The following is a 23057-nucleotide window of genomic DNA, read 5'->3' on the forward strand; positions in this document are numbered from 1 at the left end:
TGCGGGATCTTGATCAAATCCCGCCGCTCTGCCTATTCTGCGCCAAAGGCGGAGGCAGGCATGGACGACACGGCGCAGCAGGCGGCGGAAACCCGGAAGGTTCCGACGCATGAGACTACCTATTTGCGCCTGCGCGACATGGTGCTTTTTGGCGTGCTGGCGCCGGGACAGCCCGTCACTATTCAGGGGCTGATCCGCGATCTGGATGCCGGCATGACCCCGGTGCGCGAGGCGATCCGCCGGCTGACCGCCGAAGGCGCGCTGGTGCTGCACGACAATCGCCGCGTCTCGGTGCCGAAAATGACGCCTGCCTTGCTGGATCAACTGGTTCATGTGCGCGAGGCGGTGGAGCCAAAGCTGGCCGAGCTGGCCTGCCCGCATGTCACGCCCGCGCTGATCGACCGGCTGGTCGCCATCGACGCCGGCATCGAACCCGCGATCCGCGCCGCCGATGTGACCACCTATCTGCGGCTCAACCACGCCTTTCACTTTGCGCTCTATGAGGCGGCGGGTGCGACCGTGCTGGAGGATATCGCGCGGTCGGTCTGGCTGCGCTTTGGCCCGTCATTGCGGGTGATCCTGTCGCGCTACATCGCGCTTGGCCTGCCCGACCGCCATCTAGAGGCGCTGGCGGCGCTACGCGCGGGCGATGCGGCGGCGCTGGCGACCGCGATCCGCGAGGATATCGCGCAAGGGGTCGATCAGGTCCGCGCCGCCCTGGCCGAAGAGGCGATCTGAGCGGCGCTCATCCGCCTTTCCGTAATTTGATCAAATCTTGCGCCCCGGCGCGGAACGCCGTAAGCTGGGCGGCAAGCGGGCGATTCCGATCCCGGAATCGCGCAAGGAATGTGAGGCCAGAATGAACAAGATCACCAACCACCTGCCCACGGCAGAGCTTCAGGCGCTCGATGCCGCGCATCACATGCACCCCTTCACCTCGGATGCGCAGCTGGCCAAGCGCGGCGTGCGGGTGATCACCGGCGGCGAAGGCGTCTGGCTGAAGGACAGCGAGGGCAACCGCATCATCGACGGCATGGCGGGGCTGTGGTGCGTCAATATCGGCTATGGCCGGGGCGAGCTGGCCGATGTGGCCGCGCGCCAGATCCGCGAGCTGAGCTATTACAACACCTTCTTCATGACCACCCATGTGCCTGCCATCGCGCTGGCGGCCAAGCTGGCGGAACTGGCGCCGGGCGATCTGAACCATGTGTTCTTCGCCTCCTCCGGCTCCGAGGCCAATGACACCAATATCCGCCTCGTGCGGCGCTATTGGGATATCAAGGGCCAGCCGGAACGCCGCGTGATCATCGCGCGCAAGAACGGCTATCACGGCTCCACCATGGGCGGCGGCAGCCTGGGCGGCATGCCCTATATCCATGCGGCGGGCGGCAAGATCGACGGGATCGAACATATCGGCCAGCCGAACTGGTGGGCCGAGGGCGGCGACATGACGCCCGAAGATTTCGGCCTGATGCGCGCGCGCGAACTGGAGGAAAAGATCCTCGAGATCGGCGCAGACAAGGTGGGCGCCTTCATCGGCGAGGCGGTGCAGGGCGCGGGCGGGGTGATCGTGCCCCCCAGCACCTACTGGCCGGAAATTCAGCGCATCTGCGACAAATACGGCATCCTGCTGATCGTGGACGAGGTCATCACCGGCTTTGGCCGCACCGGCAACTGGTTCGGCAGCCAGACCTTTGGCATCCGCCCGCATATCATGACCATCGCCAAGGGCCTGTCCTCGGGCTATCAGCCGATCGGCGGGTCGATCGTCTGCGACGAGATCGCGCATGTCATCGGCAGCGCGGATGATGATTTCAACCACGGCTATACCTATTCGGGCCATCCCGTCGCCTCGGCCGTGGCGTTGGAAAACCTGCGCATCCTGGAGGAGGAGGGCATCGTCGATCATGTGCGCGACGTGGCCCATCCCTATCTGGCCGAACGCTGGCACGCGCTGGCCGATCACCCGATGGTGGGCGAGACCAGCCTGGTGGGCCTGATGGGCAGCCTGCAACTGACGCCGAACAAGGCCACCCGCGCCAAATTCGCCGCCAAGCCGGGCCGCATCGGCTATATGACGCGCGAGCGCTGCTTTGCGAACAACCTGATCATGCGCCATGTCTATGAACGCATGATCATCTCGCCGCCGCTGGTCATCACGCCCGAGGAAATCGACGTGCTGATCGCCCGCGCCACGCAATCGCTGGATGAGGCCTACAAGCAGGTCAAGGCCGAGGGTCTGTGGCAGGAAGCGTGATTCGCGCTTGACCGAAGGTAAAGGAACCCAAAAACGGGCGCGCATTGTCGCGCCCGTTTTCGTTTTACGCGAAATCTCCCCGGAAACATCTGTTCTGCGGCGGTGTTCGTGAAGAAAATGTAACGGAACAGTGACAGACTCGTTGCGTGACCGATTTTTCCGCGCTTAGATCAGACCATAACGCGCATGGCACAAAACTGTCACACGACCAGCATAAGACGCGATTGTCACCAACGGGGCACAAGCCCAAGGGAGATGAGACATGATGAAGAAAACCACCGCAGCCGTCACGCTGGCGGCGCTGCTGGCCTCGACCGGCATGGTCTCGGCGCAGTCGCTGGCCGAGATCGAGGCCGCCGCCAAGGCCGAAGGCATGCTGACCACCATCGCCCTGCCGCATAGCTGGTGCGGCTATGGCGCCGTGATCGAAGGCTTCAAGGCCAAATACCCGGAAATCCAGGTGAACGAGCTGAACCCCGATGCCGGTTCCGCCGATGAGGTGGAGGCCGTGAAGGCCAACAAGGACAACAAGGGCCCGCAGGCGCCCGACGTGGTCGATGTGGGTCTGGCCTATGGCCCGTCGATGAAGGCCGAAGGCCTGCTGCAACCCTACAAGGTTTCGACCTGGGACGAGATCCCCGACAATATCAAGGATGCCGAAGGCTATTGGTATGGCGACTATTACGGCGTCATGTCCTTCATCGTGAACAAGGATCTGGTCGCCAATGCCCCGGCCGACTGGGCCGATCTGCTCAAGCCCGAATATGCGGGCCAGGTCGCGCTGGCGGGCGATCCGCGCGCCTCGAACCAGGCGATCCTGGGCGTTCTGGCGGCGGGCCTGTCGAAAGGCGCCAAGGCTGGCGAAGAGGCCGGCAAGGCCGGGCTCGACTATTTCGCCGAAATGAACAAGGCGGGCAATTTCGTGCCGGTCATCGGCAAGGCCGGCACCATCGCCCAGGGCGCGACTCCGATCGTCGTCGCCTGGGACTATAACGCGCTGGCCTGGAAGGACGAACTGGCCGGCAACCCGCCGGTGGAAATCGTCGTGCCCTCGACCGGCGTGCTGGCCGGCGTCTATGTGCAGGGCATCTCGGCCTATGCGCCGCATCCGAACGCCGCGAAACTGTGGATGGAATACATCTACAGCGACGAAGGCCAGAACCTCTGGCTCAAGGGCTACTGCCACCCGGCGCGCTTCAACGCCATGGTCAAGGCCGGCAAGGTGCCGCAAGAGCTGATCGACGCGCTGCCGCCCGCCGCCAGCTATGAGGCCGCCTATTTCCCGACGCTGGAAGAGGTGGACGGCAACAAGGCGGCCGTGACCGGCGGCTGGGATGCCGTCGTGGGCGCCAACGTCCAGTAACCCTGCGCTGAACCCGTCGGCCCCGGCCCGATCCTTCGGGCCGGGGTTCGCAATAAGACCAAGAACCGACAGGGGGCGAGCCGCGCCATGAGTTCCGTGCCGATCATCCGGCGCCTGCCGTTGACATGGGTCGGGCTGCTGCCCTTCCTGATCTTCATCACGCTGTTCCTGATCCTGCCCACGATGCATATCGTCATCGGTGCCTTTCAGGATCGCGACGGCGCCTTCACCTTCCAGAACCTTGCCAATCTCAACACTGGCACGATTCCGGCAAGCTACTGGATCTCCATCAAGATCTCGGCCGCCTCGGCGGCGCTTGGCTGCCTGATCGGCTTTGCCATGGCGGCGGCGGTTACCTTTGGCGCAGTGCCGCGCTGGATCAAGGCGCCCTTGATGACCTTTTCGGGCGTGGCGTCGAACTTTGCCGGCGTGCCGCTGGCCTTTGCCTTTCTGGCGACCTTTGGCCCGGTGGGGCTGGTCACGCTGTTCCTGCGCAACAATTTCGGCATCGTGTTGCAGCGCGATCTGGGCTTCAACATCCTCAGCTTCTGGGGGCTGACCGTCACCTATCTGTTCTTCCAGATCCCCCTGATGATCCTGATCATCGCCCCCGCGCTGGAGGGCCTGCGCCGCGAATGGCGTGAGGCGGCCGAGGTGCTGGGCGCCACGACCGCGCAATATTGGCGCATGGTCGCGCTGCCAATCCTGTTCCCCTCGCTGCTGGGCACCTTCGCGCTGCTGTTCGCCAATGCTTTCGGGGCGGTGGCTACGGCCATAGCGCTGACCGGATCGGCGCTGAACATCGTGCCGATCCAGTTGTTCGCGCAGATCCGGGGCGATGTGCTGGGCGACCCCAATCTGGGCTATGCCATGGCCTTTGGCATGATCCTGGTCACGGCGGTGGCCAATATCCTGTATATCTGGCTGCGCATCCGCGCGGAACGGTGGCTGAAATGAGCATCTGGGCACGCATCGCGGGCTGGGCCGCGCTGATCTTTGGCCTGCTCTATTTCTTCGTGCCGCTGGCCGGGCTGACCGAGTTTTCGCTCAAGGCCGAACGCGGGGTCTATGGCTTCAAGGCCTATCGCGATGTGCTGGGCGATCCGCAGTTTCAGGCGACCTTCGGCTTTTCGGTCATCATGGCGCTGGTCACCATCGTCATCGGTGTGCTGATCGTGGTGCCGACGGCCTTCTGGGTACGGCTCAAGATGCCCTGGGCACGGCCCTATGTGGAATTCATCACCCTGATGCCGCTGGTCATTCCGGCCATCGTCATCGTCTTTGGCTATATCCGGCTCTACAATACCTCAAGCTGGCTGCCGCTGACCGGCTCGATCATGGGCACCAACCTTCTGCTTGCCATGGGCTATACGGTGCTGGCGCTGCCTTACATGTATCGCGCCGTCGATACCGGGCTGCGCACCATCGACGTGGCGACCCTGACCGAGGCCGCGCAAAGCCTGGGCGCCGGCTGGGTCACCATTCTGGGCCGGGTGATCCTGCCCAATGTCATTCCGGCAGTGCTGTCGGGGGCGTTTCTCACCTTTGCCATCGTGATCGGTGAATTCACCCTGGCCGCGCTGCTCGACCGTCCGGCCTTCGGGCCCTATCTGCAACGCATCGGCGCCAACAAGGCCTATGCCCCCTTCGCCCTGTCGGTGATCGCCTTTGGCATCACCTGGGCCTGCATGGGGCTGATTCAGCTTGTGACCCGTTTCTCCAGACATACGAAGGCCGCGCAATGAGCTTCCTGAACATCACTCATCTGGAAAAGAGCTTTGGCGCGAACCGCGTGGTCAAGGATTTCTCGCTGGCGGTGGAAAAAGGCGAATTCATCTCGCTGCTTGGGCCGTCGGGCTGCGGCAAGACCACCGTGCTGCGCATGGTGGCGGGGTTTGAACAGCCCTCGTCCGGCGATATCACCATTGGCGGCACCAGCGTGGTGGGCAAGCGCCCGAACCAGCGCAATATCGGCATGGTGTTCCAGGCCTATGCGCTGTTTCCCAACCTGACGGTCGCCGGCAATGTGGGGTTCGGCCTGCGCATCAAGGGCACCCCCAAGGCCGAGATCGACGCCCGCGTGGCCGAGATGCTGGCCCTGATCGGCCTGCCCGATCTGGGCGCGCGCTATCCGTTCCAGCTTTCGGGCGGCCAGCAGCAGCGCGTGGCGCTGGCCCGCGCGCTGGCCCCCAAGCCCGAGGTTCTGTTGCTGGACGAACCGCTTTCGGCACTGGATGCCAAGGTGCGGGTCAGCTTGCGCAACGAGATCCGCGCCATTCAGCGCGAGTTGGGCATCACCACCATCTTCGTGACCCATGATCAGGAAGAGGCGTTGTCGATTTCCGACCGGATCGTCGTCATGAATGGCGGTATCGCCGATCAGGTCGGCACCCCGTTCGAGATCTATAATCGCCCCGCCACCCGCTTTGCCGCGAATTTCGTGGGGCAACTCAATGTATTCCGCGCCGATGCGGCGGGGCAGATCGGTGGTGTGCAGGTGGGGCAGGGCGATTTCGCCGCCCGCCCCGAGGCGCTGCGCCTGGGCCGGATCGAGGGGGCGGAGATCGTGATGCCCGCCACCGTGGCCGAGGTGCATTTCCTGGGCTCGGTCATCCGCCTGACGGCCGAGGTTGCGGGCAATCGCGTCTCGCTTGACACGTTCAACCGCGCCGACATGCCGCCCCCGGCCATCGGCGCGCCGATTGAACTGAGCCTCGCGCTGCGCGATCTGATCCCGCTGGCGGGCTGACCCGCCGGGTCAGTCCAGCAGCTCGACCGCCAGAGCGGTGGCCTCGCCGCCGCCCAGGCAGATGCCGGCCATGCCGCGCTTCAGCCCGTGATGGCGCAGGGCATGCAGCAGCGTGACCAGGATCCGCGCGCCCGAGGCGCCGATCGGATGGCCAAGCGCGCAGGCGCCGCCATGGATGTTCACCTTGTCGGCCGGCAGATCAAGATCGCGCATCGCGGCCATGGTCACCACGGCAAAGGCCTCGTTGATCTCGAACAGATCGACATCGGCCAGCCGCCAGCCGGTCTTGTCGGCCAGCTTGCGCAGCGCCCCCACAGGCGCGGTGGCAAAAAGCTGCGGCGCTTGGGCATGGGTCGCATGCCCCGCAATCCGCGCCAGCGGCGTCAGCCCGCGCGCCTCGGCCTCGGCCCGGGTCATCAGCGTCAGCGCCGCCGCCCCGTCGGAGATGGACGAGGAATTGGCCGGCGTCACCGTTCCCTCCTTGCGGAAGGCGGGTTTCAGGGTGGGTATTTTCGCCGGGTCGGCCTTGCCGGGCTGTTCGTCATCGCGCACCAGACGCGGCGCGCGGCCGCCGGTTTCCACCGGGGCGATTTCGGGCGCGAAACTGCCCGATTGCACCGCCTTCAGCGCCCGGCTGAGCGAGGTCAGCGCCCAGTCATCCTGCGCCGCGCGGGTGAATTGATAGGCTTCGGCGCAATCTTCGGCATAGGTGCCCATCAGGCGACCCTTTTCATAGGCGTCTTCCAGCCCGTCGAGGAACATGTGGTCCAGCACCTGCCCATGGCCCAACCGCATGCCGCCGCGCGCCTTGGGCAGCAGATAGGGGGCGTTCGACATGCTCTCCATCCCGCCCGCCACCATGACCCGGGCCGAGCCTGCGCGCAAAAGATCATGCGCCAGCATCACCGCCTTCATGCCTGAGCCGCACATCTTGTTCACCGTCACCGCGCCGGTGCTGTCGGCCAGCCCCGCGCCAAGTGCCGCCTGCCGCGCCGGGGCCTGCCCCTGGCCGGCGGGCAGCACGCAGCCCATGATGACCTCCTCTACCGCTTCGGGGGCAAGGCCCGCCCGCGCCACCGCTTCGCGAATGGCCGTGGCGCCCAGTTGCGCGGCGTTCAGCCCGGCGAAATCGCCCTGAAAGCCGCCCATCGGGCTGCGGCAGGCCGAGGTGATGACAATCTCGTCCATGATCTGCTCCTTTTCAGCGGGGGGCCATGCGCAGGGCGCCGTCGAGGCGGATCACCTCGCCGTTCAGCATCGGATTCTCCACGACATGACGCAAGAGCGCGGCATATTCGCCCGGTTGCCCCAGCCGCGAAGGGAAGGGGACGGTCGCGCCCAGGCTGTCCTGCACCGCCTGCGGCAGGCCCGCCATCATCGGCGTGGCAAAGATGCCCGGCGCGATGGTGACGCAGCGGATGCCCTGCCGCGCCATTTCGCGCGCGACCGGCAGGGTCAGCGCCGCCACCCCGCCCTTGGAGGCCGCATAGGCCGCCTGGCCGATCTGCCCGTCAAAGGCCGCGATGGAGGCGGTGTTGACGATCACGCCCCGTTCGCCGCCCGCATCGGCATCGTTCCGCGCCATGGCCTCGGCGCTCAGGCGCAGCATGTTGAAGGTGCCGATCAGGTTGATCTGGATCGCGCGCGCAAAGGTTTCAAGCGCATGGGGGCCTTCCTTGCCCAGCACCTTTTCGCCCGGCGCGATGCCGGCGCAACTGGCCAGCACATCAAGCCGGCCAAAGGCATCCACCGCCAGCGCCACCGCCGCGCGCGCCTCGGCGTCAGAGGTGACGTCGCAGCGGGCAAAGCGCGCCTGCGGGCCAAGCGCCGCGGCCGCCTCGGCGCCGGCGGGGTTCACATCGGCGATCACCACCCGCGCGCCATTGGCCACCGCCATGGCGGCCACCGCCGCCCCCAGGCCCGAGGCCCCCCCGGTCACCAGAAAAACCTTGCCCTCGATCTGCATCCGCGCGCGCCCTCCCATGCCGGTTTCGCGCGCAGTCTAGCGCGGGATACATGGCATGGAATGACCATATGGCTTGAATTTTCGGCCGGTTTTGCCATGTTTTGCGCAGGGAGGAGCCATGGACCGCCGGATGATCGCCCCCACCTTCACCGCCGAGGCGCTGGAGCCGCTGCGCGCGCGCGGCATCGACCCCGCCCCGCTGTTGCAGGCGGCAGGCATCCCGCGCCCCGAGGCGCCCGTGGGCGCCGAAGCCTTCGGTGCGCTCTGGCGGGGGGTGGCGGCGGCGATCGGCGACGAATTCTTTGGCCTGGGCGCACGGCCCATGCCGCCGGGCGGTTTCGCGCTGGTGGCCCATGCGGTGCGCGATGTGACGGTGCTGGATCAGGGGCTGCGCCGCGCGCTGCATTTTCTGGGGGTGCTGCTGGGCGCGCCGGTCGGGCATCTGGCCGTGGAGGGGGGCGTCGCCTCGATCCGGCTGAGCGGCGCGACCACGGCCTTTGCGCAGCGCAGCTACTGGATTCTGCTGCACGGTCTGGTCTGCTGGCTGGCGGGGCGGCGGCTGCCCCTGCGCGCGGTCGCCTTTGCCGGCGCCGCGCCGCACGGTCAGGCGGATTACCGACAGTTCTTTGGCACCCGCGTCGATTTCGGCGCCGAGATCGGGCGACTGGATTTGGACGCGGGCTTTCTGCGCCTGCCGGTGGCGCGCAGCCCGGCTCAGTTGCAGGCCTTTCTGCGCGGGGCGCCGGCCAATCTGCTGGTACGCTATCGCGCCGATGGCGGGATGGCGGCGGCGGTGCGGCGGCAGTTCGGCCCCGGCCATTGGCCCGATGGCCCCACGGTCGCGGCGCGGCTGGGCCTTGCGCCCTCGACCCTGCGGCACCGGCTGGGCGCCGAGGGGACGAGCCTGCATCTCTTGCGCGATGCGGTGCGGCGCGGGCTGGCGCTGGAGGCATTGGCGCGCGGGCAGGGCGTGGCCGATCTGGCCGCCGATCTGGGCTATACCGAGCCTTCGGCCTTTCACCGCGCCTTTCGCAAATGGACGGGCGAAAGCCCCGGCCAATGGGCGCGCGCCCGTCGGCTTGACCCCGGGGGCGGGTCGTCTAGTCTGGCGCGCGTCGGGCAAGGGGGGCAGGCGGGATGATGCGACAGGCGGGCATGGCGCTGGCCCTGACATTCGTTGCGGCGGCGCCCGCGCAGGCCCATCCGCATGTCTGGGTGGATACCGGGATCGAGGTCATCCTGGACGCCGAGGGACGCGCCGCGGCGCTGCGCATCCGCTGGGATTACGACGAATTCTATTCGCTGCTGATCGTGGAGGAACGCGGGCTGGATGCCGATCACGACGGCACGGCGACGCCCGCCGAAAAACGCGCGCTGAACGGCTTTGACATGAAATGGCAGGAAGGCTTCGCCGGCGATACCTATGCACTGTCGGGCGACATGCCCCTTGTGCTGTCGCCGCCGCAGGACTGGACGGCGGATTACCAGGGGGGGCGGCTGCAATCGACCCATCTGCGCCGCATCGACCCGCCCGTCGCGCTGGACAGGCCGCTGACCGTGCAGATCTACGATCCGGGCTTTTACACCGATTACGATATCAGCTTTGCGCCGGTCTTTACCCCGATTCTGCCCGAGGGCTGCCGGGCCGAGGTGCTGGCCCCCGATCCGGCAACGGTGGACCGGCAATTGCTGGACGCGCTGGCCGAATATGGCGCGGATCAGGATGTGGAGGCGGATTTCCCCGCCGTCGGCGCCCAGTTCGCCGAGGAGCTGCGCCTCACATGCGCCCGCTGATCCGCCCCCTTGTGCTGGCGGGGCTGGTGGTCGCGCTCGGGTTGGTGGTGCTCTGGGCGTCCGGCGGGCTGACGGCGCTGCGGCTTTGGGCCGAGGCGGGGGCGCGGTCGGTGCAGCGCGATCTGGCGGGCGCGGTGCGCGGCATCGCGGCGGGGCAGCCCGGGGCGGTGGCGGGCCTTCTGGGCATCGCCTTTGCCTACGGGTTTTTTCATGCGGTCGGGCCGGGCCATGGCAAGCTGCTGATCGGCGGCTACGGTCTGGCGCGGCGGGTGCCGATCCTGCGGCTGGCGGGGCTGGCACTGGCAGCAAGCCTTGCGCAGGCCACGGTCGCGGTGCTGATGGTCTATGGCCTTGTGCTGGGCCTGGGCTGGGCCCGCACGCGGGTTGAGGGGCTGGCGCAGGATCTGTTTCTGCCGCTGAGCCATGCGGCGATCCTCGCGCTGGCGCTCTGGCTGGTCTGGCGCGGGCTGCGCGGATTGCGCGCGGCAACGCTGGCGGCGCCCGCCGGGGGGCTTCTGGGCGGGCGACAGGTCGGCGGGGCGCGGCTCTTGGGCCATGGCGCGACCTGCGCCACCGATTGCGCCTGTGGCGCCGGCCATGGCGTGACGCTGGCCCAGGCCGCGACGGTGACCACCTGGCGCGAGGCGGCGGCACTGGTCGCGGGCGTGGCATTCCGGCCCTGTTCGGGCGCGCTGTTCCTGCTGATCGTCAGTTGGCAGATGGGCATTGCGGCCGCCGGTATCGCCGGGGTCTATGCCATGGGCCTGGGCACCGCGCTGGTCAGCATCGCGGTCGCCCTGCTGGCGGTCTGGTCACGCGAAGGCGCGCTGGCCGCGCTGCCCCCGGGTCTTGCCCGGGCGGTGCCGCTGCTGGAATTCACCGCCGGCCTGGTGATCGCCGCAGTGGCCGCGCCGCTGTTATGGCAAAGCCTCGGGTATTGAGCGGCCTTCGTCCGCGACATGTTCTGTCGCGGATCGACTTGCTGACCGTTTGGACAAAATATAGACAGGCGGGATGTCTGATCTCCTGTCCCGTTCCGCCCATCTGCGCGCGCTGCTCGCGCTTGGTCTGCCTTTGGTGGGCAGCCATGTGGCGCAAATGGCGCTGCATGTCGTCGATACGATCGTGCTGGGCTGGTATGGCGTGCCGGAACTGGCGGCGGTGGTGCTGGGCGGATCATGCTTTTTCGTGGTCTTCGTGCTGGGATCGGGCTTTGCCCATGCGGTGATGCCGATGGTCGCGCAGGCGCTGGGCCGGGGCGATGAAACCGAGGTGCGGCGCGCTACGCGGATGGGGATGTGGTGGTCGATCCTGTTCGGCATCCTCTGCTATCCGCTGTTCTGGTTTTCCGGGCCGCTACTGCTGGCGGCCGGGCAAAAGCCCGATGTCGCAGCGCTGGCCGCCGAGTTCCTGCGCATCGCCGGGCTGGGGGTCATTCCGGCATTGCTGGTCATGGCGCTGAAAAGCTATCTGGCGGCGCTGGAGCGCACGCAGGTCGTGCTGTGGGTCACGGTGGCGGCGGTGGGGGTGAACGCCGCGCTGTGCTATCCGCTGGTCTTTGGTCGCTGGGGCCTGCCAGAACTGGGCTTGGCCGGGTCGGCGCTGGCGACGCTGATCATCCAGATTCTCACGCTGGTGGTGATGGCACTTTATGCGGGCTATTTGCCGGCGCTGCGGCGGTTCCACCTGTTTCAGCGCTTCTGGCGGCCGGATTGGCCGGCGCTGGGCCGGGTGTTCCGGCTGGGCATGCCGATCGGGCTGACCGGGCTGGCCGAAAGCGGGCTGTTCCAGGCGGCGGCGCTGATGATGGGCTGGGTCGGCACGGTGGAACTGGCGGCGCATGGCATCGCGATGCAGGTCACCGCCATCGGCTTCATGGTGCATGTGGGCCTGTCGAATGCCGCCACCGTGCGCACCGGCCGCTTTGCCGGCCAGGGCGACTGGGCCAATCTGCGGCGCGGCGGCGTCATGGCAATCGCGGTTTCGGGCGGGGTCGGACTGATCCAGATCGCGCTCTATCTGACCTTTGCCCAACAGATCGTCGGCCTGTTCATCGACCGCAGCAGCCCGGATGCGGCGCAGATCCTGATGTTCGGCAGCCTGTTTCTGGCCTATGCGGCGGCGTTTCAGATGATGGATGCCGGGCAGGTTCTGGCGCTTGGCCTGTTGCGCGGGGTGCAGGATACGCGGGTGCCGATGATCATCGCCGCCGTGGCCTATTGGCTGATCGGCATCCCGGCCGCCTGGGCACTGGCCTTTCCGGCCGGCTGGGCGGGGGCGGGGCTCTGGATGGGGCTGGTGATCGGGCTGGCCTGCGCCGCGAGCGCGCTGATGTGGCGGTTCTGGACCCGGGTGCCGCGCGGCTGAGGCGGCGCGCGCGTTCCGGGCACAGGGGCGATTTTTCGACGAAAAATCGCGGCGCTCATTCCTCGTCTTCGTCGCCGGCGGCTTTCAGCAGCCGTTCGGCCTTTTTGCGCACCAGCACGCTGCGCAGGTCATGCATCGCCATCAGCAACGCATCCGTCACCTCTTCCAGCTGGTCGTCGCTGGCGCGGGCCTGCACCCATTGCGTCGTGGTATTGAGGTAATCGACCGCGCGGTGGATATCGTCGATATCGCGCCGCGCCAGCAAGGCGACCCGTGCCTGGGTCCAGTCGCGGATCAGCGCGATTTCCGCGCCGGTCAGCGCGCGATCGCCATGCGGCTTGATATTGCCGTTCTTCACATTGACGGTTGCGATTTCTTCCATGTCGATGCGGCGCTGCCGGTTCTCGGTATCGACCTTGAACACGACGGCGCCGTTCTCGCGGATGCGGAAATAATAATCCGGCAGATCGCCCGCCATGGTGCCCCTTACCTCAAACCGTCACAGAAGCCCTTGATCCGCGTGCAGGCGTCGCGCAGGCTTTCATCTGCGGTAGCGTAGCTGACGCGGAAGTTGGGCGAAAGCCCGAAGGCCGCGCCAAACACCACGGCCACGCCGGTTTCCTCCAGCAAAGCGGCGGCAAAAGCCTCGTCATCGGTGATTTTCGCGCCGCCCGCGCTGGTCTTGCCGATGCAGCCCGCAATGTCGGGATAGACGTAGAAGGCGCCTTCGGGCGTGGGGCAGGTGATGCCGGGACAGGTATTGAGCATCGACACGACCAGATCGCGCCGGCGCTGGAACAGCGCCTTGTTGGCGGTCAGGAATTCTTGCGGGCCGGTCAGCGCCTCCAGCGCGGCATATTGGCTGACCGAGCAGGGGTTGGAGGTCGATTGCGACTGGATGGTGCCCATGGCCTTGATCAGCGCGACCGGCCCCCCGGCATAGCCGATGCGCCAGCCGGTCATCGCATAGGATTTGCTGACGCCGTTGCTGGTCAGCGTGCGGTCGTAAAGCCGGGGCTCGACCTGGGCCGGGGTGCAGAAGGTGAAATCGTCGAAGACCAGATGTTCATACATGTCATCCGACAGGATCCAGACCTGCGGATGGCGCAGCAGCACATCGGTCAGCGCCTTCAGCTCGTCCCAGGTATAGCCCGCGCCGGTCGGGTTGGAGGGGCTATTGAAGATGAACCATTTGGTGCGCGGGGTGATCGCGGCCTCCAGCTGGTCGGCGGTGATCTTGAAGCGGTTTTCCAGCGTGCCCACCACCGGGACCGGCGTGCCGCCCGCCAGCAGGACCATATCGGGATAGCTGACCCAATAGGGCGCGGGGATGATCACCTCGTCGCCCGGATTGCAGGTGGCCATCAGCGCATTATAGAGGATCTGCTTGCCGCCGGTGCCCACCGTGATCTGGTTCGGCGCATAGGTCAGGCCGTTTTCGCGCAGGAACTTGGCGCAGATCGCCTGTTTCAGCTCGGGGATGCCATCGACCGCGGTGTATTTCGTGCGCCCCGCGTCGATCGCACGCTTGGCGGCATCCTTGATGTTCTGCGGCGTGTCGAAATCGGGTTCGCCCGCGCCCAGACCGATCACGTCACGCCCGGCGGCCTTCAGCTCCTGCGCCTTGGTGGTGACGGCGATGGTGGGCGAGGGTTTCACGCGGGCCAGCGTGTCGGAAAGGAAGGCCATGGCGGGGCTCCGGTCAGCGATTTGTCTTTTCGGCTTCGATCTCTTAGGGTGGCCCCCCCTGTCGATCAAGCGATATTCAGACAAAGGAGAGGCAAGATGACGGAGACGATGACCGAAGGCTGGTTCAGTGCCGCGACGGCGACCTTTGGCGACCGGCTGGCCGGCGCGCGCGAGGCCGCGGACTGGAGCCAGGAGGCACTGGCGCGGCGGCTGGGCGTGCGGCTGAGCACGCTGCAAGCCTGGGAGAATGACAGCGCCGAGCCGCGCGCCAACCGGTTGCAGATGCTGGCGGGCATGCTCAATGTCTCGCTCGTATGGCTGCTGACGGGCGAGGGCGAAGGCCCCGAAGGCCCGCCCCCCGAGGATGGCCGCGCCGCGGAATCGCGGCGTCTGGGCGCGGGGATGGCGCGGTTGCGCCAGCAGGCCCTTGCCATGTCGCGCGAGCTGGGCCAGATGGAGCAGCGTATGGCGGCGTTGGCGCGGGAGGGGACGGCATGACCGAAACGGCGGAGGCGCGGCTCAAACGGATGCGGATGCGCAGCTGGCGGCGTGGCACCAAGGAAATGGATCTGGTGCTGGGCCCCTATGCCGATGCCTGTCTGGCCGGGATGGATGAGGCGCGGCTGGCGCTTTACGACGCGCTCCTGAACGAGAATGACCAGGATCTGCTGCCCTGGGTGCTGGGGCAAACCCCGGCTCCCGACGCTCTGGCCGGGCTGATCGCCGAGATCGGCGCCTTTGCCCGCCGCCGGATGCAGCCCGGGGCCTGAGGCCAATTCGGGCAGCTATTTGTCTAAAGTTGCCCGAAAATTCCCCATCAGTTTACGGGATGTTTTCTATTTGTGCCGAATCTGCCGTGAACGGACCGAACGGTGGAGAAAGGTATGTCAGTTCATCAACCGCTGCTGGATGGCTCTCACAAGGCCTTCATGCTGGGCTATCTGGAAAATCTGTCGCTGATCGAACGATTGCACCGTCTGTTGCTGGATGTGGTGAAGGACGAGTTCGAGCGGCTGGCGATCCTGGAAATCAACCCGGTTCAGGCGCTCTTGCTGTTCAATATCGGCGAGAATGAGGTGACCGCGGGCGAATTGAAATCGCGCGGCTACTATCAGGGCTCGAATGTCAGCTATAACCTGAAAAAGCTGGTCGAACTGGGCTATATGCACCATCAGCGGTCCGAGATCGACCGCCGGTCGGTGCGGGTGCGGCTGACCGAAAAGGGGCGCCGCACGCGCGGCCAGATCCACGATCTGTTCTCGCGTCATGCCGAGGGGCTGGAGAAACGCGGCATCACCGGCCCGGCGGGGATGGAGGAGGTGAACCAGTTGCTCAAGCGGCTGGAGCGTTACTGGACCGAACAGATCCGCTATATCTACTGACGCCGCCAGATCCAGCTTTGGCTTGCCAGCGCGCCCTGCGCCTTGGCCAGCAGCCGGTTCGTCAGGCCGGGATGCGGTAGGCGGCCCTCGGCTAGACGCTCCACGATCACCTCGGGCGGGCAGGGGCGGCGGCTGATCGGGTCGTGATAGCGCGGATAGGCGATGAGCGCGGCATAGGCCAGCTGCGTCAGGGTGACGCGCGGCAGCGGATGGCCATCGGGCGCGCGCAGGCGGCGTTCCGGCATCGGGCCCAGATCGGTGGTCAGGCCCCAGCCGGCATAAAACGGCGCGCCGAGGCAGGTGACGGCTTTGCCTCGCAACAGCGCCTCAAAGCCCAGAAGCGAGGTCAGCGTCCAGATCTCGTCGGCCTGTTCGATCAGCGCGATCGGATCGGCATGACGGGCGACGAAATCGGCGCACCCCTCCAGATCGGTGGCGGCGACAGCACCGGGGCGGAGGCCCGCCTCGACATCGGGATGCGGCTTGTAGACGATCAGCGCGCCGGGATGGGCCGCGCGCGCCGCCTGCAACAGCGCGCGATTGCTGCGCGTGGCGCCACAGCCCAGCCGGATGGAGGCGTCATCCTCCACCTGTCCCGGCACCAGGATCACTTGGCGCCCGTCGCGGGGCAGTTCGGGCAGGGCGCCGCCCAGATTGTATTTGCTGATCCGCGCCCCGGTCAGCGAAGCGATCAGCCGTTCGGCCCTTGCGGCACCGCCGGCGGGCAGGGGCGCGCGGATCAGCCGTTCCAGCCGGCTTTCGCGGCTCGGGTCGTAATAGATGCCCAGATCGTCGGTCACCAGGCTGAGCGGCGGCACCAGTTCGGCCCCCAGCCCGCGCGACCGCAGAAAGCCATCCTCGACCCGTCTGAGCGGCACCGGGGGGGCAAATCCCTCGGGCTCTTGCCCCGCCCAGATCAGCAGCGGCCGGTCGCGCCGCGCGGCCAGCGCCGCAGCGCGGTCGGGCGGGTCGCGAAACCGCAGCGGCACGGACTGGCCAAAGAAGCCTTGCAGCGCGCCGCGCTTCCACAGCCGCATCCCGGTCGCGACATGGCCGCGCCGGTCCTCGCGCCAGGCGCGGGTCTCGGCCTCCAGCTGATCCAGCACCGTCTCGAAACGGCACAACCGGTCGCGGCAGGGGTCATACCAGACCGGCGCCAGGATCATCGCCGCGGCGAAAAGCTGCGCCGGCGTCAGCTTGCGCCGCCGCCGCACAAGCGGCTGGCGGTCGGCGGTCAGACCCCAGCCGGCATAGAAGGGCTGACCAAAGACCTGCGGCCGGTGCCCCGCCAGGATCGCCTCGAACCCGAGCTGCGAGCTGACGGTATAGACCGCGATCGCCCCATCCAGCAGATCATGCGGCGAGACCGGGTCATTGAACAGCCGCGTGCGCGCATCGCAATCCTGCGGCCCGAAATGCCCCGGCCGCAGCCCCAGCCGGGTCTCGGGATGGATCTTGATCAGGATCGGCGCCTGCGGGTGATCCAGTCGCGCGGCGGTCAGCATCTCGGCAAAGGTCGTGGCGCTGGCCCCGCCATGGCGGATCGAGGCATCGCCCTGCGTCTGGTCCACCACCAGCACATAGCCCGCCGGCGGGGGCGGCAGCTCTGGGTCGTGGATGTTGTATTTTGACAGGTGAGAGCCGCGAAGCCGGGCAATTCCATCCCGTGCGCGCATCAAAAGGTTCGAATCGTCCAGGCCATGCGTGGCCAGCAGATGCTCCAGCCGCGAGGGGGATCCGGCGTCGAAATGCACGCCCATATCGTCCAGCAGCAGCCCCAGCGGCGCATCGCCCGCCCGCCCGGGCCGCAGCGAGCGCAGAAAGGCATCCTCGACCCGCAGGATCGGCAACCCCTGCGCCGAAGCCGCCGCCTCGCCCCGCGCCGCATAGGGCGACCGGCCCCAGACCGCGACGGCGTCCGCCCCCGCCGCCCGCCCGGCCACCAGCTCATGCCCCGCCAGATGCAGGATGCGCCGCAGCCGCCGGTCGCACAGAAAGCCCGCGTTGAAATAACAAAGCCGCCGGGGAAGGCCCCCGGCGGTCTGATGGCTGTCTTGCGCCGCGTCCACTCAGTTGCTCGAGGACGATCCGCCCACGCTGGCCAGCGAATTGGCCGCGCCGGCGGTGCCGGTGATGGCGCTGATCGTCTTGCTCCACTGGGTGAAGGGCGCCTCGGTCACATAGAGCGTGTCGCCGTCGCGGATCAGGAAATCCCGCGCCTCGAACATGCCGGTGGGCTGGGTCAGGTCCAGCACATAGACCATGCGCTGATCGCCGCGCAGGTCGTTGCGGCCCAGAACGGCATTGGCAATCTCGCCCGGTTCGTTGCGGAAGACGAAGACCCCCTTGGGATCGGCGATGGAGGTGTTCAACCCGCCGACCTGGGCGATGGCCTCGATCGCCGACAGGGTCTGGCTTTCAAACGGCACGAGGTTCTGCGCCCCGGTCGCGCCAAGCGCGGTGAAGGCGCGCTGGTCGCGTTCCACCACGATGCGGTCGCCGCCGCGCAGGGCAATGTCGAGGCCCGGGTTTTCAAACAGATCCTGCATCCAGACCTGGCCGGTCTGGCTGCCGCGCGTGACGCGGATCACCGCGACGGCGGGTTCGATCGCCACGCCGCCCGCCTTGGCGATCATCGCCGAAAGGGTGCGCGTCGGCCGTTCGATCGGATAGACGCCCTGGCCGCCCACGGCGCCCGAGACCGAGACGGTCTGCCCGTCGCCGGCCACGCGCTGCACCGTCACCTGCGGGTCCGGGGTCTGGCTGTCAAGCTTGCGGGTGATGATCTGGCGCAGCCCGTCCGGCGTCTGGCCTGCGGCCTTGATCTTGCCGGCATAGGGCACGAAGATATAGCCGGAGCCATCGACCTGCACCTCGTCCAGCACCGAAACGCGCTGGCCGGTATTGCCCAGCAGCGGATCGTCCTTCACGTTCTCGAACACGGTCAGGCCCAGCACATCGCCCGGGTTGATCGTGTCGGAGCCGACCTTGCCGGCGCCGCGGAAACTGTCGGAAAAGCCGAGGGCCGGCGTGACCGAGGTCGCGCGCGTCACCCTGGGGTTCACGGTGACGATGAAGGCATCACCCTCGCGCAGCACGGAGCCGGCATAAATCTCACGCTTGTTGGGACCGGAGCGGGGCAAGCCGCAGGCGGCCACCGTGGCCGCAAGCGCCAAAAGGGCCAGAGTTCTGGCCCCGCGGGTCATGGTCATCGTCACTGCTCGGGCTCCTTTTATGGAACATGCCTCAAGTTTTTTGTGCAAGGCTACAGAATGACTGGCGAATTGGCCAGTCTGTCCTTGCATTGGGGGCAAAACACCTAGTTGACAAGCCGCAGATGTTGCCGTGGTGCCGCGTTGCCCGAGGTCAGCGCGTCATAGGGGTCTTCGGCGGCCAGCATCATGTCCACCACCTGCCGCAGCAGCGCGCGACGGCCGCGGGCGGAGTAGAACCCGCCGGGCACCTGGCTGGTTTCCAGCAGGTAATGGCGGTAATCGCGATAGGCGCGGCTGTCGGGCCGGCTGGGCTGGCGAAAGAAATCGGCCACCGACTGCATGGAGACGAATTCCGGCTTGGCATAGACCGCCGCGCCAAAGGTCTTGAGCGGCAGCCCGCGCCACAGCACCTGCTGCCCGGCGGTGGAATTCACCGTGACAGCCGAACGCGCATCGTTGAGCAGCCGCGCCAGCTTGCCGCCGCGCACGAAATGCACCCGGTCGGCCACGCCCAGATCGCGGGCAAGCCGCGCGATTTCCGGCGCCAGGGCCACGCGGCCATCCTCCAGCGGATGTGCCTTGAACACCAGATGGTGATGGGCGGGGGCGCCGCGGGCAAAGCCCTCCAGCACCACCGACAGGAATTCGGTCATCGTGGCAAAGGGCGAATGGGTGCGAAAGCTCGCGTCATGTTCCAGCTGCAACAGCGCCAGATGATAGGGAAAACCGCCATGACGGATGCGCCAGGTCGCGGCCATCCGCTCCAGCGCGTGCCAGGGCAATGCGGCGAGGCGCTTGAGATAAAGCCGGAATTCCTGCGTTACGCTGAGCGCGCGATGCGGGCGAAAGCGCGGAAAGCGCCGGCGCCCGGTCATGACGAACCAGTGATAGAGCGCGCCGTAGAACATGTGCTGGCGCATGTCCCCCCAACGGGCTGGGGCGTCGGGCAGATCCATGTCGAGATTGGCCAGCGCCGCCTGCATCTGCGCGACGCTGAGCGACATCAGCCGCGAATGCCCGTTGGCGCCGCCGCGTTCATAGGTCACCCAATGCGGCCGCAGATAACCCTCTTCGAAGACATGCACCGTCAGCCCGCGCGCCCGCGCCAGCGCCACCGCCTGCGCATGGATCGGGCGGGTATCGCCATAGAGCACGATGTCGGTGATCGCTTTTTCGTCGAAAAAGCGGGCGCAGGTCTCGGGCCATTGCTCGGGGGGGGCATCAAAGGGCAGAAAGCTGGCCCGGTCGCGCCAGAAGACTTCGTCCCCGCGATTGAACCCCACGCGCCAGACCGCGGCGCCGGTTGCGCGCAGCATCCGGCCCAGCTGATCGAACCAGGGGCCATGCGGCCCTTGCAGGAACAGGAAATTCCGCCCGCGTCCGGTGGCGCGGGGGGGGCTGGTCTCGGGGTCGCTGATACGCATCATACTGGTCTGCCGGTTTTACATCCGCTTAGCATGGAGTGGCGCGGCGTGAAGGGGGAAAAGTCAAGGCGCCCAGCCTGTCATGCGAAAGCGGCGGAACTGTGGCCGGTCCAACGGGGGGCTTGATGCGCCGGGGGGCTGGGCGTAGGTCTGGGGCAACAGCAAGGAGAAGGCGCATGTTCACCGGCATCGTGACGGATATGGGAGAGGTGCTGGCGCTGGAGCAGCGCGGCGATCTGCGGGCGCGCATCGGCACCGGCTATGACGTGGCAGGCATCGACATCGGGGCCTCCATCGCCTGTGACGGGGTGTGCCTGACCGTGATCGCCCTGGGCCGTGAGCCGCGCAACTGGTTCGATGTGGAAATCAGCGCCGAGAGCGTCGCCAAGACCAATATCGGCGCCTGGACGCCGGGCAAGCGGCTCAATCTGGAGCGCGCGCTGAAGGTCGGGGACGAGCTGGGCGGGCATATCGTTTCGGGCCATGTCGATGGCGTGGCCGAGGTGGTGGGCCTGCGCCCCGAGGGCGACAGCCTGCGCGTGACCTTCCGCGCGCCCGAGGCGCTGGCGCGTTTCATCGCGCCCAAGGGGTCGGTCGCGCTGAACGGCACCTCGCTGACCGTGAACGAGGTTGAGGGCCGCGATTTCGGCATCAACTTCATCCCGCATACCCGTCAGGTGACGACCTGGGGCGAGGTGGCCCTGGGCCAGCAGATCAATCTGGAGGTCGATACCATGGCGCGCTATGTGGCGCGGCTGCGGGAATTCGGCTGATGGCCGCGGGGATCGGCCATAATGGCGGGCCGGATCTGACCGGCACCGGCTGGCGCACCCATTGCTGGCGTGTCGCGCGCGAGGCGCTGTTGCCGCATCTGCCGATCGAGGTCTTGCGCGGCCGGGTCCGGCGGGCGCAGGAACTGGGCCTGGACTACCGGACCTATGCCGGGGTGCGGGCGGCCTCGGGGCATGATGTCGTGGCGTTTCTGTTTTCCTCCAATGCCTTGCGCGTGACTGTTCAGGCGCCGCTTGTGCCGGCCGAACGTCTGGCACGGCTGGAGGCCATGGCGCGCTGTGGCCGTCTTGCGCTGGCGGTGGCGCCGCTTCAGCCGGGGGCGGTGCTGTCGGCGGGCGTGGGCCTGATCGACGCCGCCCATGCCGCGCCGCGCCCCTATGGCAGCTTTGCCGAGGCTCGGGCCGCGATCCGGGCCGCGCATGGCGGTTTCAAGGCGGGTGGCGTGGTGCTGGTCGGCGATGCGCCCTTTGAGACGGAATGGTGCGCCGCCGGCAAGCTGGGCTATTACCTGCCGGCCGAGCGGATCTTCGGCTGAACTTGTTGCCCGGGCCTTGCGGGCCATATCTTCAGGGCAAGTGGCGGAGGGCGCGCGGATGGACTGGCATTTCGACAACAGCTATGTGCGCGATCTTCCGGGCACCTATGTGGCGCAGGCCCCGGCTCGGGTGCCGGCGCCAAAGCTCTTGATCCTGAACGAGGATCTGGCGCGCGAACTGCGGCTTGATCCGGTGGCGCTGCGCGAAAGCGCGGCCGAGGTGCTGTCGGGCAACCGCCCGCCGCCGGGTGCGGAGCCGGTGGCCCAGGCCTATGCCGGGCATCAGTTCGGCGGCTTTTCCCCGCAACTGGGCGACGGGCGCGCGCTGTTGCTGGGCGAGCTGATCGACCGCCACGGCCAGCGGCGCGACATTGCGCTGAAAGGGTCGGGCCCCACGCCGTTTTCGCGGCGGGGCGACGGGCTGGCGGCCATCGGGCCGGTCTTGCGCGAATATCTGATGGGCGAGGCGATGGCGGCGCTGCGGGTGCCGACCAGCCGCGCGCTGGCCGCCGTGGCGACGGGGCGGCAGGTCTTGCGCGATCGCGCAGTGCCCGGCGCGGTGCTGACCCGCGTCGCCGCCAGCCATCTGCGCATCGGCACCTTCGAATTCTTTGCCGCGCGCGGCCAGTCGGATCAGGTCAGGGCGCTGGCCGATTACGCCATTGCCCGCCATCACCCGCAGGCGGCAGGCGCGGAAAATCGCTATCTCGCGCTGTTTGACGCGGTGATCGCGGTGCAGGCGCGCCTGGTGGCGCAATGGATGGGGCTTGGCTTCATCCATGGCGTGATGAACACCGACAACATGACGATCTCGGGCGAGACCATCGACTATGGCCCCTGTGCTTTCATGGAAGGCTATAGCCCCGGCACGGTGTTTTCCTCGATCGACCATCAGGGCCGCTATGCCTATGGCAATCAGCCGCTGATCCTGGGCTGGAACCTTGCACGGCTGGCCGAGACGCTGGTGCCGCTGTTCGACACCTCGGAGGCGCGGGCGATCGAGCTGGCGAATGAACGGCTGGCCGGGATCGCAGGGTGCTATCGGGCGGAATGGCTGGCGGTGATGCGGGCCAAGCTCGGGCTGGCGGAGGCGGCCGAGGGGGATGCCGCGCTGGTCGAGGAGTTCCTGGCCGCGCTGACCGGCACGGACTGGACGCTGGGCTTTCGCAGGCTGGCGCGGGCCGAGGGGCCGGATAGCCTGCGCGGGCTGTGGGCCGAGCCGGAGGCGCTGGCGCGCTGGTGGCCGGGCTGGCTGGCCCGGCGCGCGCCGGATGCCGCGGCGCGGATGGAGACGGCGAACCCGATCTACATCCCGCGCAACCAGCGGGTCGAGGAGGCGCTGGCAGCGGCGGAGGCGGGCCAGATGGCGCCGTTCCTGCGGCTGCTGGAGGTGCTGGCCGACCCTTATGTGGAGCGTCCGGGGCTGGAGGCCTGGGCCCTGCCGGCGCCACAGGAATTCGCCGGCCAGTTCCGCACATTTTGCGGGACATAGGCAAATTTTCGACGAAAATTTGCAGCTTGCGG

Annotated in this window: 23 protein-coding genes; 16 read left to right on the forward strand and 7 right to left on the reverse strand. The window is 67.3% G+C overall.

What is annotated here, in order from left to right; genetic code table 11:
- Positions 1–60 precede the first annotated feature (60 nt).
- From FOA17_RS16910 to FOA17_RS16935, 6 genes are all read left to right on the forward strand, one after another.
- Complete coding sequence (locus FOA17_RS16910; RefSeq protein WP_149142688.1) at positions 61–738, forward strand: GntR family transcriptional regulator; 678 nt, start codon at positions 61–63, stop codon at positions 736–738.
- Between the two features lie 121 nt (positions 739–859).
- Entirely contained in the window at positions 860–2257 is a 1398-nt protein-coding gene (locus FOA17_RS16915) for an aspartate aminotransferase family protein (protein ID WP_149142689.1), read from the forward strand.
- A 262-nt stretch (positions 2258–2519) separates the two neighbouring features.
- A complete protein-coding gene (locus tag FOA17_RS16920) occupies positions 2520–3620 on the forward strand; it encodes an ABC transporter substrate-binding protein (RefSeq protein WP_149142690.1) in 1101 nt (366 codons plus the stop codon).
- A gap of 87 nt (positions 3621–3707) precedes the next feature.
- Positions 3708–4577: an ABC transporter permease gene (locus tag FOA17_RS16925; RefSeq protein WP_149142691.1), complete on the forward strand. Its 870-nt coding sequence runs from the start codon at positions 3708–3710 to the stop codon at positions 4575–4577.
- Positions 4574–5365 (forward strand): ABC transporter permease, encoded by a 792-nt coding sequence (locus tag FOA17_RS16930; RefSeq protein ID WP_149142692.1) that lies wholly within the window; start codon positions 4574–4576, stop codon positions 5363–5365. Before FOA17_RS16925 ends, FOA17_RS16930 begins: the two co-directional genes overlap by 4 nt.
- Complete coding sequence (locus FOA17_RS16935; RefSeq protein WP_149142693.1) at positions 5362–6369, forward strand: ABC transporter ATP-binding protein; 1008 nt, start codon at positions 5362–5364, stop codon at positions 6367–6369. The genes FOA17_RS16930 and FOA17_RS16935 overlap by 4 nt, the downstream gene beginning before the upstream one ends.
- Positions 6370–6378: 9 nt before the next feature.
- On the opposite strand, the gene FOA17_RS16940 is transcribed toward FOA17_RS16935, so the two are convergent.
- Positions 6379–7557: an acetyl-CoA C-acyltransferase gene (locus tag FOA17_RS16940; protein ID WP_149142694.1), complete on the reverse strand. Its 1179-nt coding sequence runs from the start codon at positions 7555–7557 to the stop codon at positions 6379–6381.
- A gap of 13 nt (positions 7558–7570) precedes the next feature.
- On the reverse strand, positions 7571–8335 hold the full coding sequence (locus tag FOA17_RS16945) for an SDR family NAD(P)-dependent oxidoreductase (protein WP_149142895.1): 765 nt from the start codon (positions 8333–8335) through the stop codon (positions 7571–7573).
- A gap of 118 nt (positions 8336–8453) precedes the next feature.
- Here FOA17_RS16945 and FOA17_RS16950 point away from each other — a divergent pair, with 118 nt between their 5' ends.
- The 4 genes from FOA17_RS16950 to FOA17_RS16965 all read left to right on the forward strand — a co-directional run bounded on the left by FOA17_RS16950 (position 8454) and on the right by FOA17_RS16965 (position 12496).
- Positions 8454–9476 carry an AraC family transcriptional regulator gene (locus tag FOA17_RS16950; protein ID WP_149142695.1) on the forward strand — a complete coding sequence of 341 codons (1023 nt, stop codon included), beginning with the start codon at positions 8454–8456 and terminating at the stop codon, positions 9474–9476.
- Entirely contained in the window at positions 9473–10129 is a 657-nt protein-coding gene (locus tag FOA17_RS16955) for a DUF1007 family protein (protein ID WP_149142696.1), read from the forward strand. The genes FOA17_RS16950 and FOA17_RS16955 overlap by 4 nt, the downstream gene beginning before the upstream one ends.
- Positions 10117–11070 (forward strand): nickel/cobalt transporter, encoded by a 954-nt coding sequence (locus FOA17_RS16960; protein ID WP_149142697.1) that lies wholly within the window; start codon positions 10117–10119, stop codon positions 11068–11070. The genes FOA17_RS16955 and FOA17_RS16960 overlap by 13 nt, the downstream gene beginning before the upstream one ends.
- 73 nt (positions 11071–11143) lie before the next feature.
- Positions 11144–12496 (forward strand): MATE family efflux transporter, encoded by a 1353-nt coding sequence (locus tag FOA17_RS16965; protein ID WP_149142698.1) that lies wholly within the window; start codon positions 11144–11146, stop codon positions 12494–12496.
- A gap of 55 nt (positions 12497–12551) precedes the next feature.
- On the opposite strand, the gene FOA17_RS16970 is transcribed toward FOA17_RS16965, so the two are convergent.
- Together FOA17_RS16970 and FOA17_RS16975 are read right to left on the reverse strand one after the other, a co-directional pair.
- Positions 12552–12974, reverse strand: a complete 423-nt coding sequence (locus FOA17_RS16970; protein WP_149142699.1) for a hypothetical protein — start codon at positions 12972–12974, stop codon at positions 12552–12554.
- 8 nt (positions 12975–12982) lie between these two features.
- Positions 12983–14185 (reverse strand): pyridoxal phosphate-dependent aminotransferase, encoded by a 1203-nt coding sequence (locus FOA17_RS16975; protein WP_149142700.1) that lies wholly within the window; start codon positions 14183–14185, stop codon positions 12983–12985.
- A 96-nt stretch (positions 14186–14281) separates the two neighbouring features.
- On the opposite strand from FOA17_RS16975, the gene FOA17_RS16980 reads away from it, so the two are divergent.
- The 3 genes from FOA17_RS16980 to FOA17_RS16990 all read left to right on the forward strand — a co-directional run bounded on the left by FOA17_RS16980 (position 14282) and on the right by FOA17_RS16990 (position 15567).
- Entirely contained in the window at positions 14282–14683 is a 402-nt protein-coding gene (locus FOA17_RS16980) for a helix-turn-helix domain-containing protein (RefSeq protein ID WP_149142701.1), read from the forward strand.
- Positions 14680–14955, forward strand: coding sequence for an FAD assembly factor SdhE (locus FOA17_RS16985; RefSeq protein ID WP_149142702.1), 276 nt, complete (start codon positions 14680–14682; stop codon positions 14953–14955). The genes FOA17_RS16980 and FOA17_RS16985 overlap by 4 nt, the downstream gene beginning before the upstream one ends.
- Before the next feature lie 114 nt (positions 14956–15069).
- The gene (locus FOA17_RS16990; protein WP_149142703.1) at positions 15070–15567 is read left to right on the forward strand and encodes a MarR family winged helix-turn-helix transcriptional regulator; all 498 of its coding nucleotides are present in this window, start codon (positions 15070–15072) and stop codon (positions 15565–15567) included.
- Here FOA17_RS16990 and FOA17_RS16995 read toward each other — a convergent pair.
- The 3 genes from FOA17_RS16995 to FOA17_RS17005 all read right to left on the reverse strand — a co-directional run bounded on the left by FOA17_RS16995 (position 15561) and on the right by FOA17_RS17005 (position 20209).
- Complete coding sequence (locus FOA17_RS16995; protein ID WP_149142704.1) at positions 15561–17636, reverse strand: capsular polysaccharide biosynthesis protein; 2076 nt, start codon at positions 17634–17636, stop codon at positions 15561–15563. The two genes, FOA17_RS16990 and FOA17_RS16995, sit on opposite strands and share 7 nt — an antisense overlap.
- Positions 17637–18779, reverse strand: a complete 1143-nt coding sequence (locus tag FOA17_RS17000) for a polysaccharide biosynthesis/export family protein (protein ID WP_420841722.1) — start codon at positions 18777–18779, stop codon at positions 17637–17639.
- A gap of 107 nt (positions 18780–18886) precedes the next feature.
- Positions 18887–20209 (reverse strand): capsule biosynthesis protein, encoded by a 1323-nt coding sequence (locus FOA17_RS17005; RefSeq protein ID WP_149142705.1) that lies wholly within the window; start codon positions 20207–20209, stop codon positions 18887–18889.
- A gap of 173 nt (positions 20210–20382) precedes the next feature.
- Between FOA17_RS17005 and FOA17_RS17010 the strand changes: the two genes are divergently transcribed.
- From FOA17_RS17010 to FOA17_RS17020, 3 genes are read left to right on the forward strand one after another with little or no spacing between them, the layout of a single operon-like run.
- Positions 20383–20979 (forward strand): riboflavin synthase, encoded by a 597-nt coding sequence (locus FOA17_RS17010; RefSeq protein WP_149142706.1) that lies wholly within the window; start codon positions 20383–20385, stop codon positions 20977–20979.
- Entirely contained in the window at positions 20979–21533 is a 555-nt protein-coding gene (locus FOA17_RS17015) for a hypothetical protein (protein WP_149142707.1), read from the forward strand. Before FOA17_RS17010 ends, FOA17_RS17015 begins: the two co-directional genes overlap by 1 nt.
- A gap of 58 nt (positions 21534–21591) precedes the next feature.
- Complete coding sequence (locus FOA17_RS17020; RefSeq protein ID WP_149142708.1) at positions 21592–23025, forward strand: protein adenylyltransferase SelO; 1434 nt, start codon at positions 21592–21594, stop codon at positions 23023–23025.
- The last annotated feature ends 32 nt before the right edge of the window (positions 23026–23057 follow it).

The organism is Gemmobacter caeruleus (genome assembly GCF_008271655.1).
In the GTDB taxonomy this organism is placed as follows: Bacteria; Pseudomonadota; Alphaproteobacteria; order Rhodobacterales; family Rhodobacteraceae; genus Gemmobacter; species Gemmobacter caeruleus.

Excerpts from the sequence above, each read along its gene's own strand:
- FOA17_RS16930 (WP_149142692.1), top strand. The coding sequence starts at position 4,574 with ATGAGCATCTGGGCACGCATCGCGGGCTGGGCCGCGCTGATCTTTGGC.
- FOA17_RS17020 (WP_149142708.1), top strand. The coding sequence starts at position 21,592 with ATGGACTGGCATTTCGACAACAGCTATGTGCGCGATCTTCCGGGCACC.
- FOA17_RS16980 (WP_149142701.1), top strand. The coding sequence starts at position 14,282 with ATGACGGAGACGATGACCGAAGGCTGGTTCAGTGCCGCGACGGCGACC.
- FOA17_RS16940 (WP_149142694.1), bottom strand. The coding sequence starts at position 7,557 with ATGGACGAGATTGTCATCACCTCGGCCTGCCGCAGCCCGATGGGCGGC.
- FOA17_RS16915 (WP_149142689.1), top strand. The coding sequence starts at position 860 with ATGAACAAGATCACCAACCACCTGCCCACGGCAGAGCTTCAGGCGCTC.
- FOA17_RS17010 (WP_149142706.1), top strand. The coding sequence starts at position 20,383 with ATGTTCACCGGCATCGTGACGGATATGGGAGAGGTGCTGGCGCTGGAG.
- FOA17_RS17005 (WP_149142705.1), bottom strand. The coding sequence starts at position 20,209 with ATGATGCGTATCAGCGACCCCGAGACCAGCCCCCCCCGCGCCACCGGA.
- FOA17_RS16925 (WP_149142691.1), top strand. The coding sequence starts at position 3,708 with ATGAGTTCCGTGCCGATCATCCGGCGCCTGCCGTTGACATGGGTCGGG.
- FOA17_RS17015 (WP_149142707.1), top strand. The coding sequence starts at position 20,979 with ATGGCCGCGGGGATCGGCCATAATGGCGGGCCGGATCTGACCGGCACC.
- FOA17_RS17000 (WP_420841722.1), bottom strand. The coding sequence starts at position 18,779 with ATGACCATGACCCGCGGGGCCAGAACTCTGGCCCTTTTGGCGCTTGCG.
- FOA17_RS16985 (WP_149142702.1), top strand. The coding sequence starts at position 14,680 with ATGACCGAAACGGCGGAGGCGCGGCTCAAACGGATGCGGATGCGCAGC.
- FOA17_RS16935 (WP_149142693.1), top strand. The coding sequence starts at position 5,362 with ATGAGCTTCCTGAACATCACTCATCTGGAAAAGAGCTTTGGCGCGAAC.
- FOA17_RS16975 (WP_149142700.1), bottom strand. The coding sequence starts at position 14,185 with ATGGCCTTCCTTTCCGACACGCTGGCCCGCGTGAAACCCTCGCCCACC.
- FOA17_RS16910 (WP_149142688.1), top strand. The coding sequence starts at position 61 with ATGGACGACACGGCGCAGCAGGCGGCGGAAACCCGGAAGGTTCCGACG.
- FOA17_RS16945 (WP_149142895.1), bottom strand. The coding sequence starts at position 8,335 with ATGCAGATCGAGGGCAAGGTTTTTCTGGTGACCGGGGGGGCCTCGGGC.
- FOA17_RS16990 (WP_149142703.1), top strand. The coding sequence starts at position 15,070 with ATGTCAGTTCATCAACCGCTGCTGGATGGCTCTCACAAGGCCTTCATG.
- FOA17_RS16950 (WP_149142695.1), top strand. The coding sequence starts at position 8,454 with ATGGACCGCCGGATGATCGCCCCCACCTTCACCGCCGAGGCGCTGGAG.
- FOA17_RS16960 (WP_149142697.1), top strand. The coding sequence starts at position 10,117 with ATGCGCCCGCTGATCCGCCCCCTTGTGCTGGCGGGGCTGGTGGTCGCG.
- FOA17_RS16920 (WP_149142690.1), top strand. The coding sequence starts at position 2,520 with ATGATGAAGAAAACCACCGCAGCCGTCACGCTGGCGGCGCTGCTGGCC.
- FOA17_RS16965 (WP_149142698.1), top strand. The coding sequence starts at position 11,144 with ATGTCTGATCTCCTGTCCCGTTCCGCCCATCTGCGCGCGCTGCTCGCG.
- FOA17_RS16970 (WP_149142699.1), bottom strand. The coding sequence starts at position 12,974 with ATGGCGGGCGATCTGCCGGATTATTATTTCCGCATCCGCGAGAACGGC.
- FOA17_RS16955 (WP_149142696.1), top strand. The coding sequence starts at position 9,473 with ATGATGCGACAGGCGGGCATGGCGCTGGCCCTGACATTCGTTGCGGCG.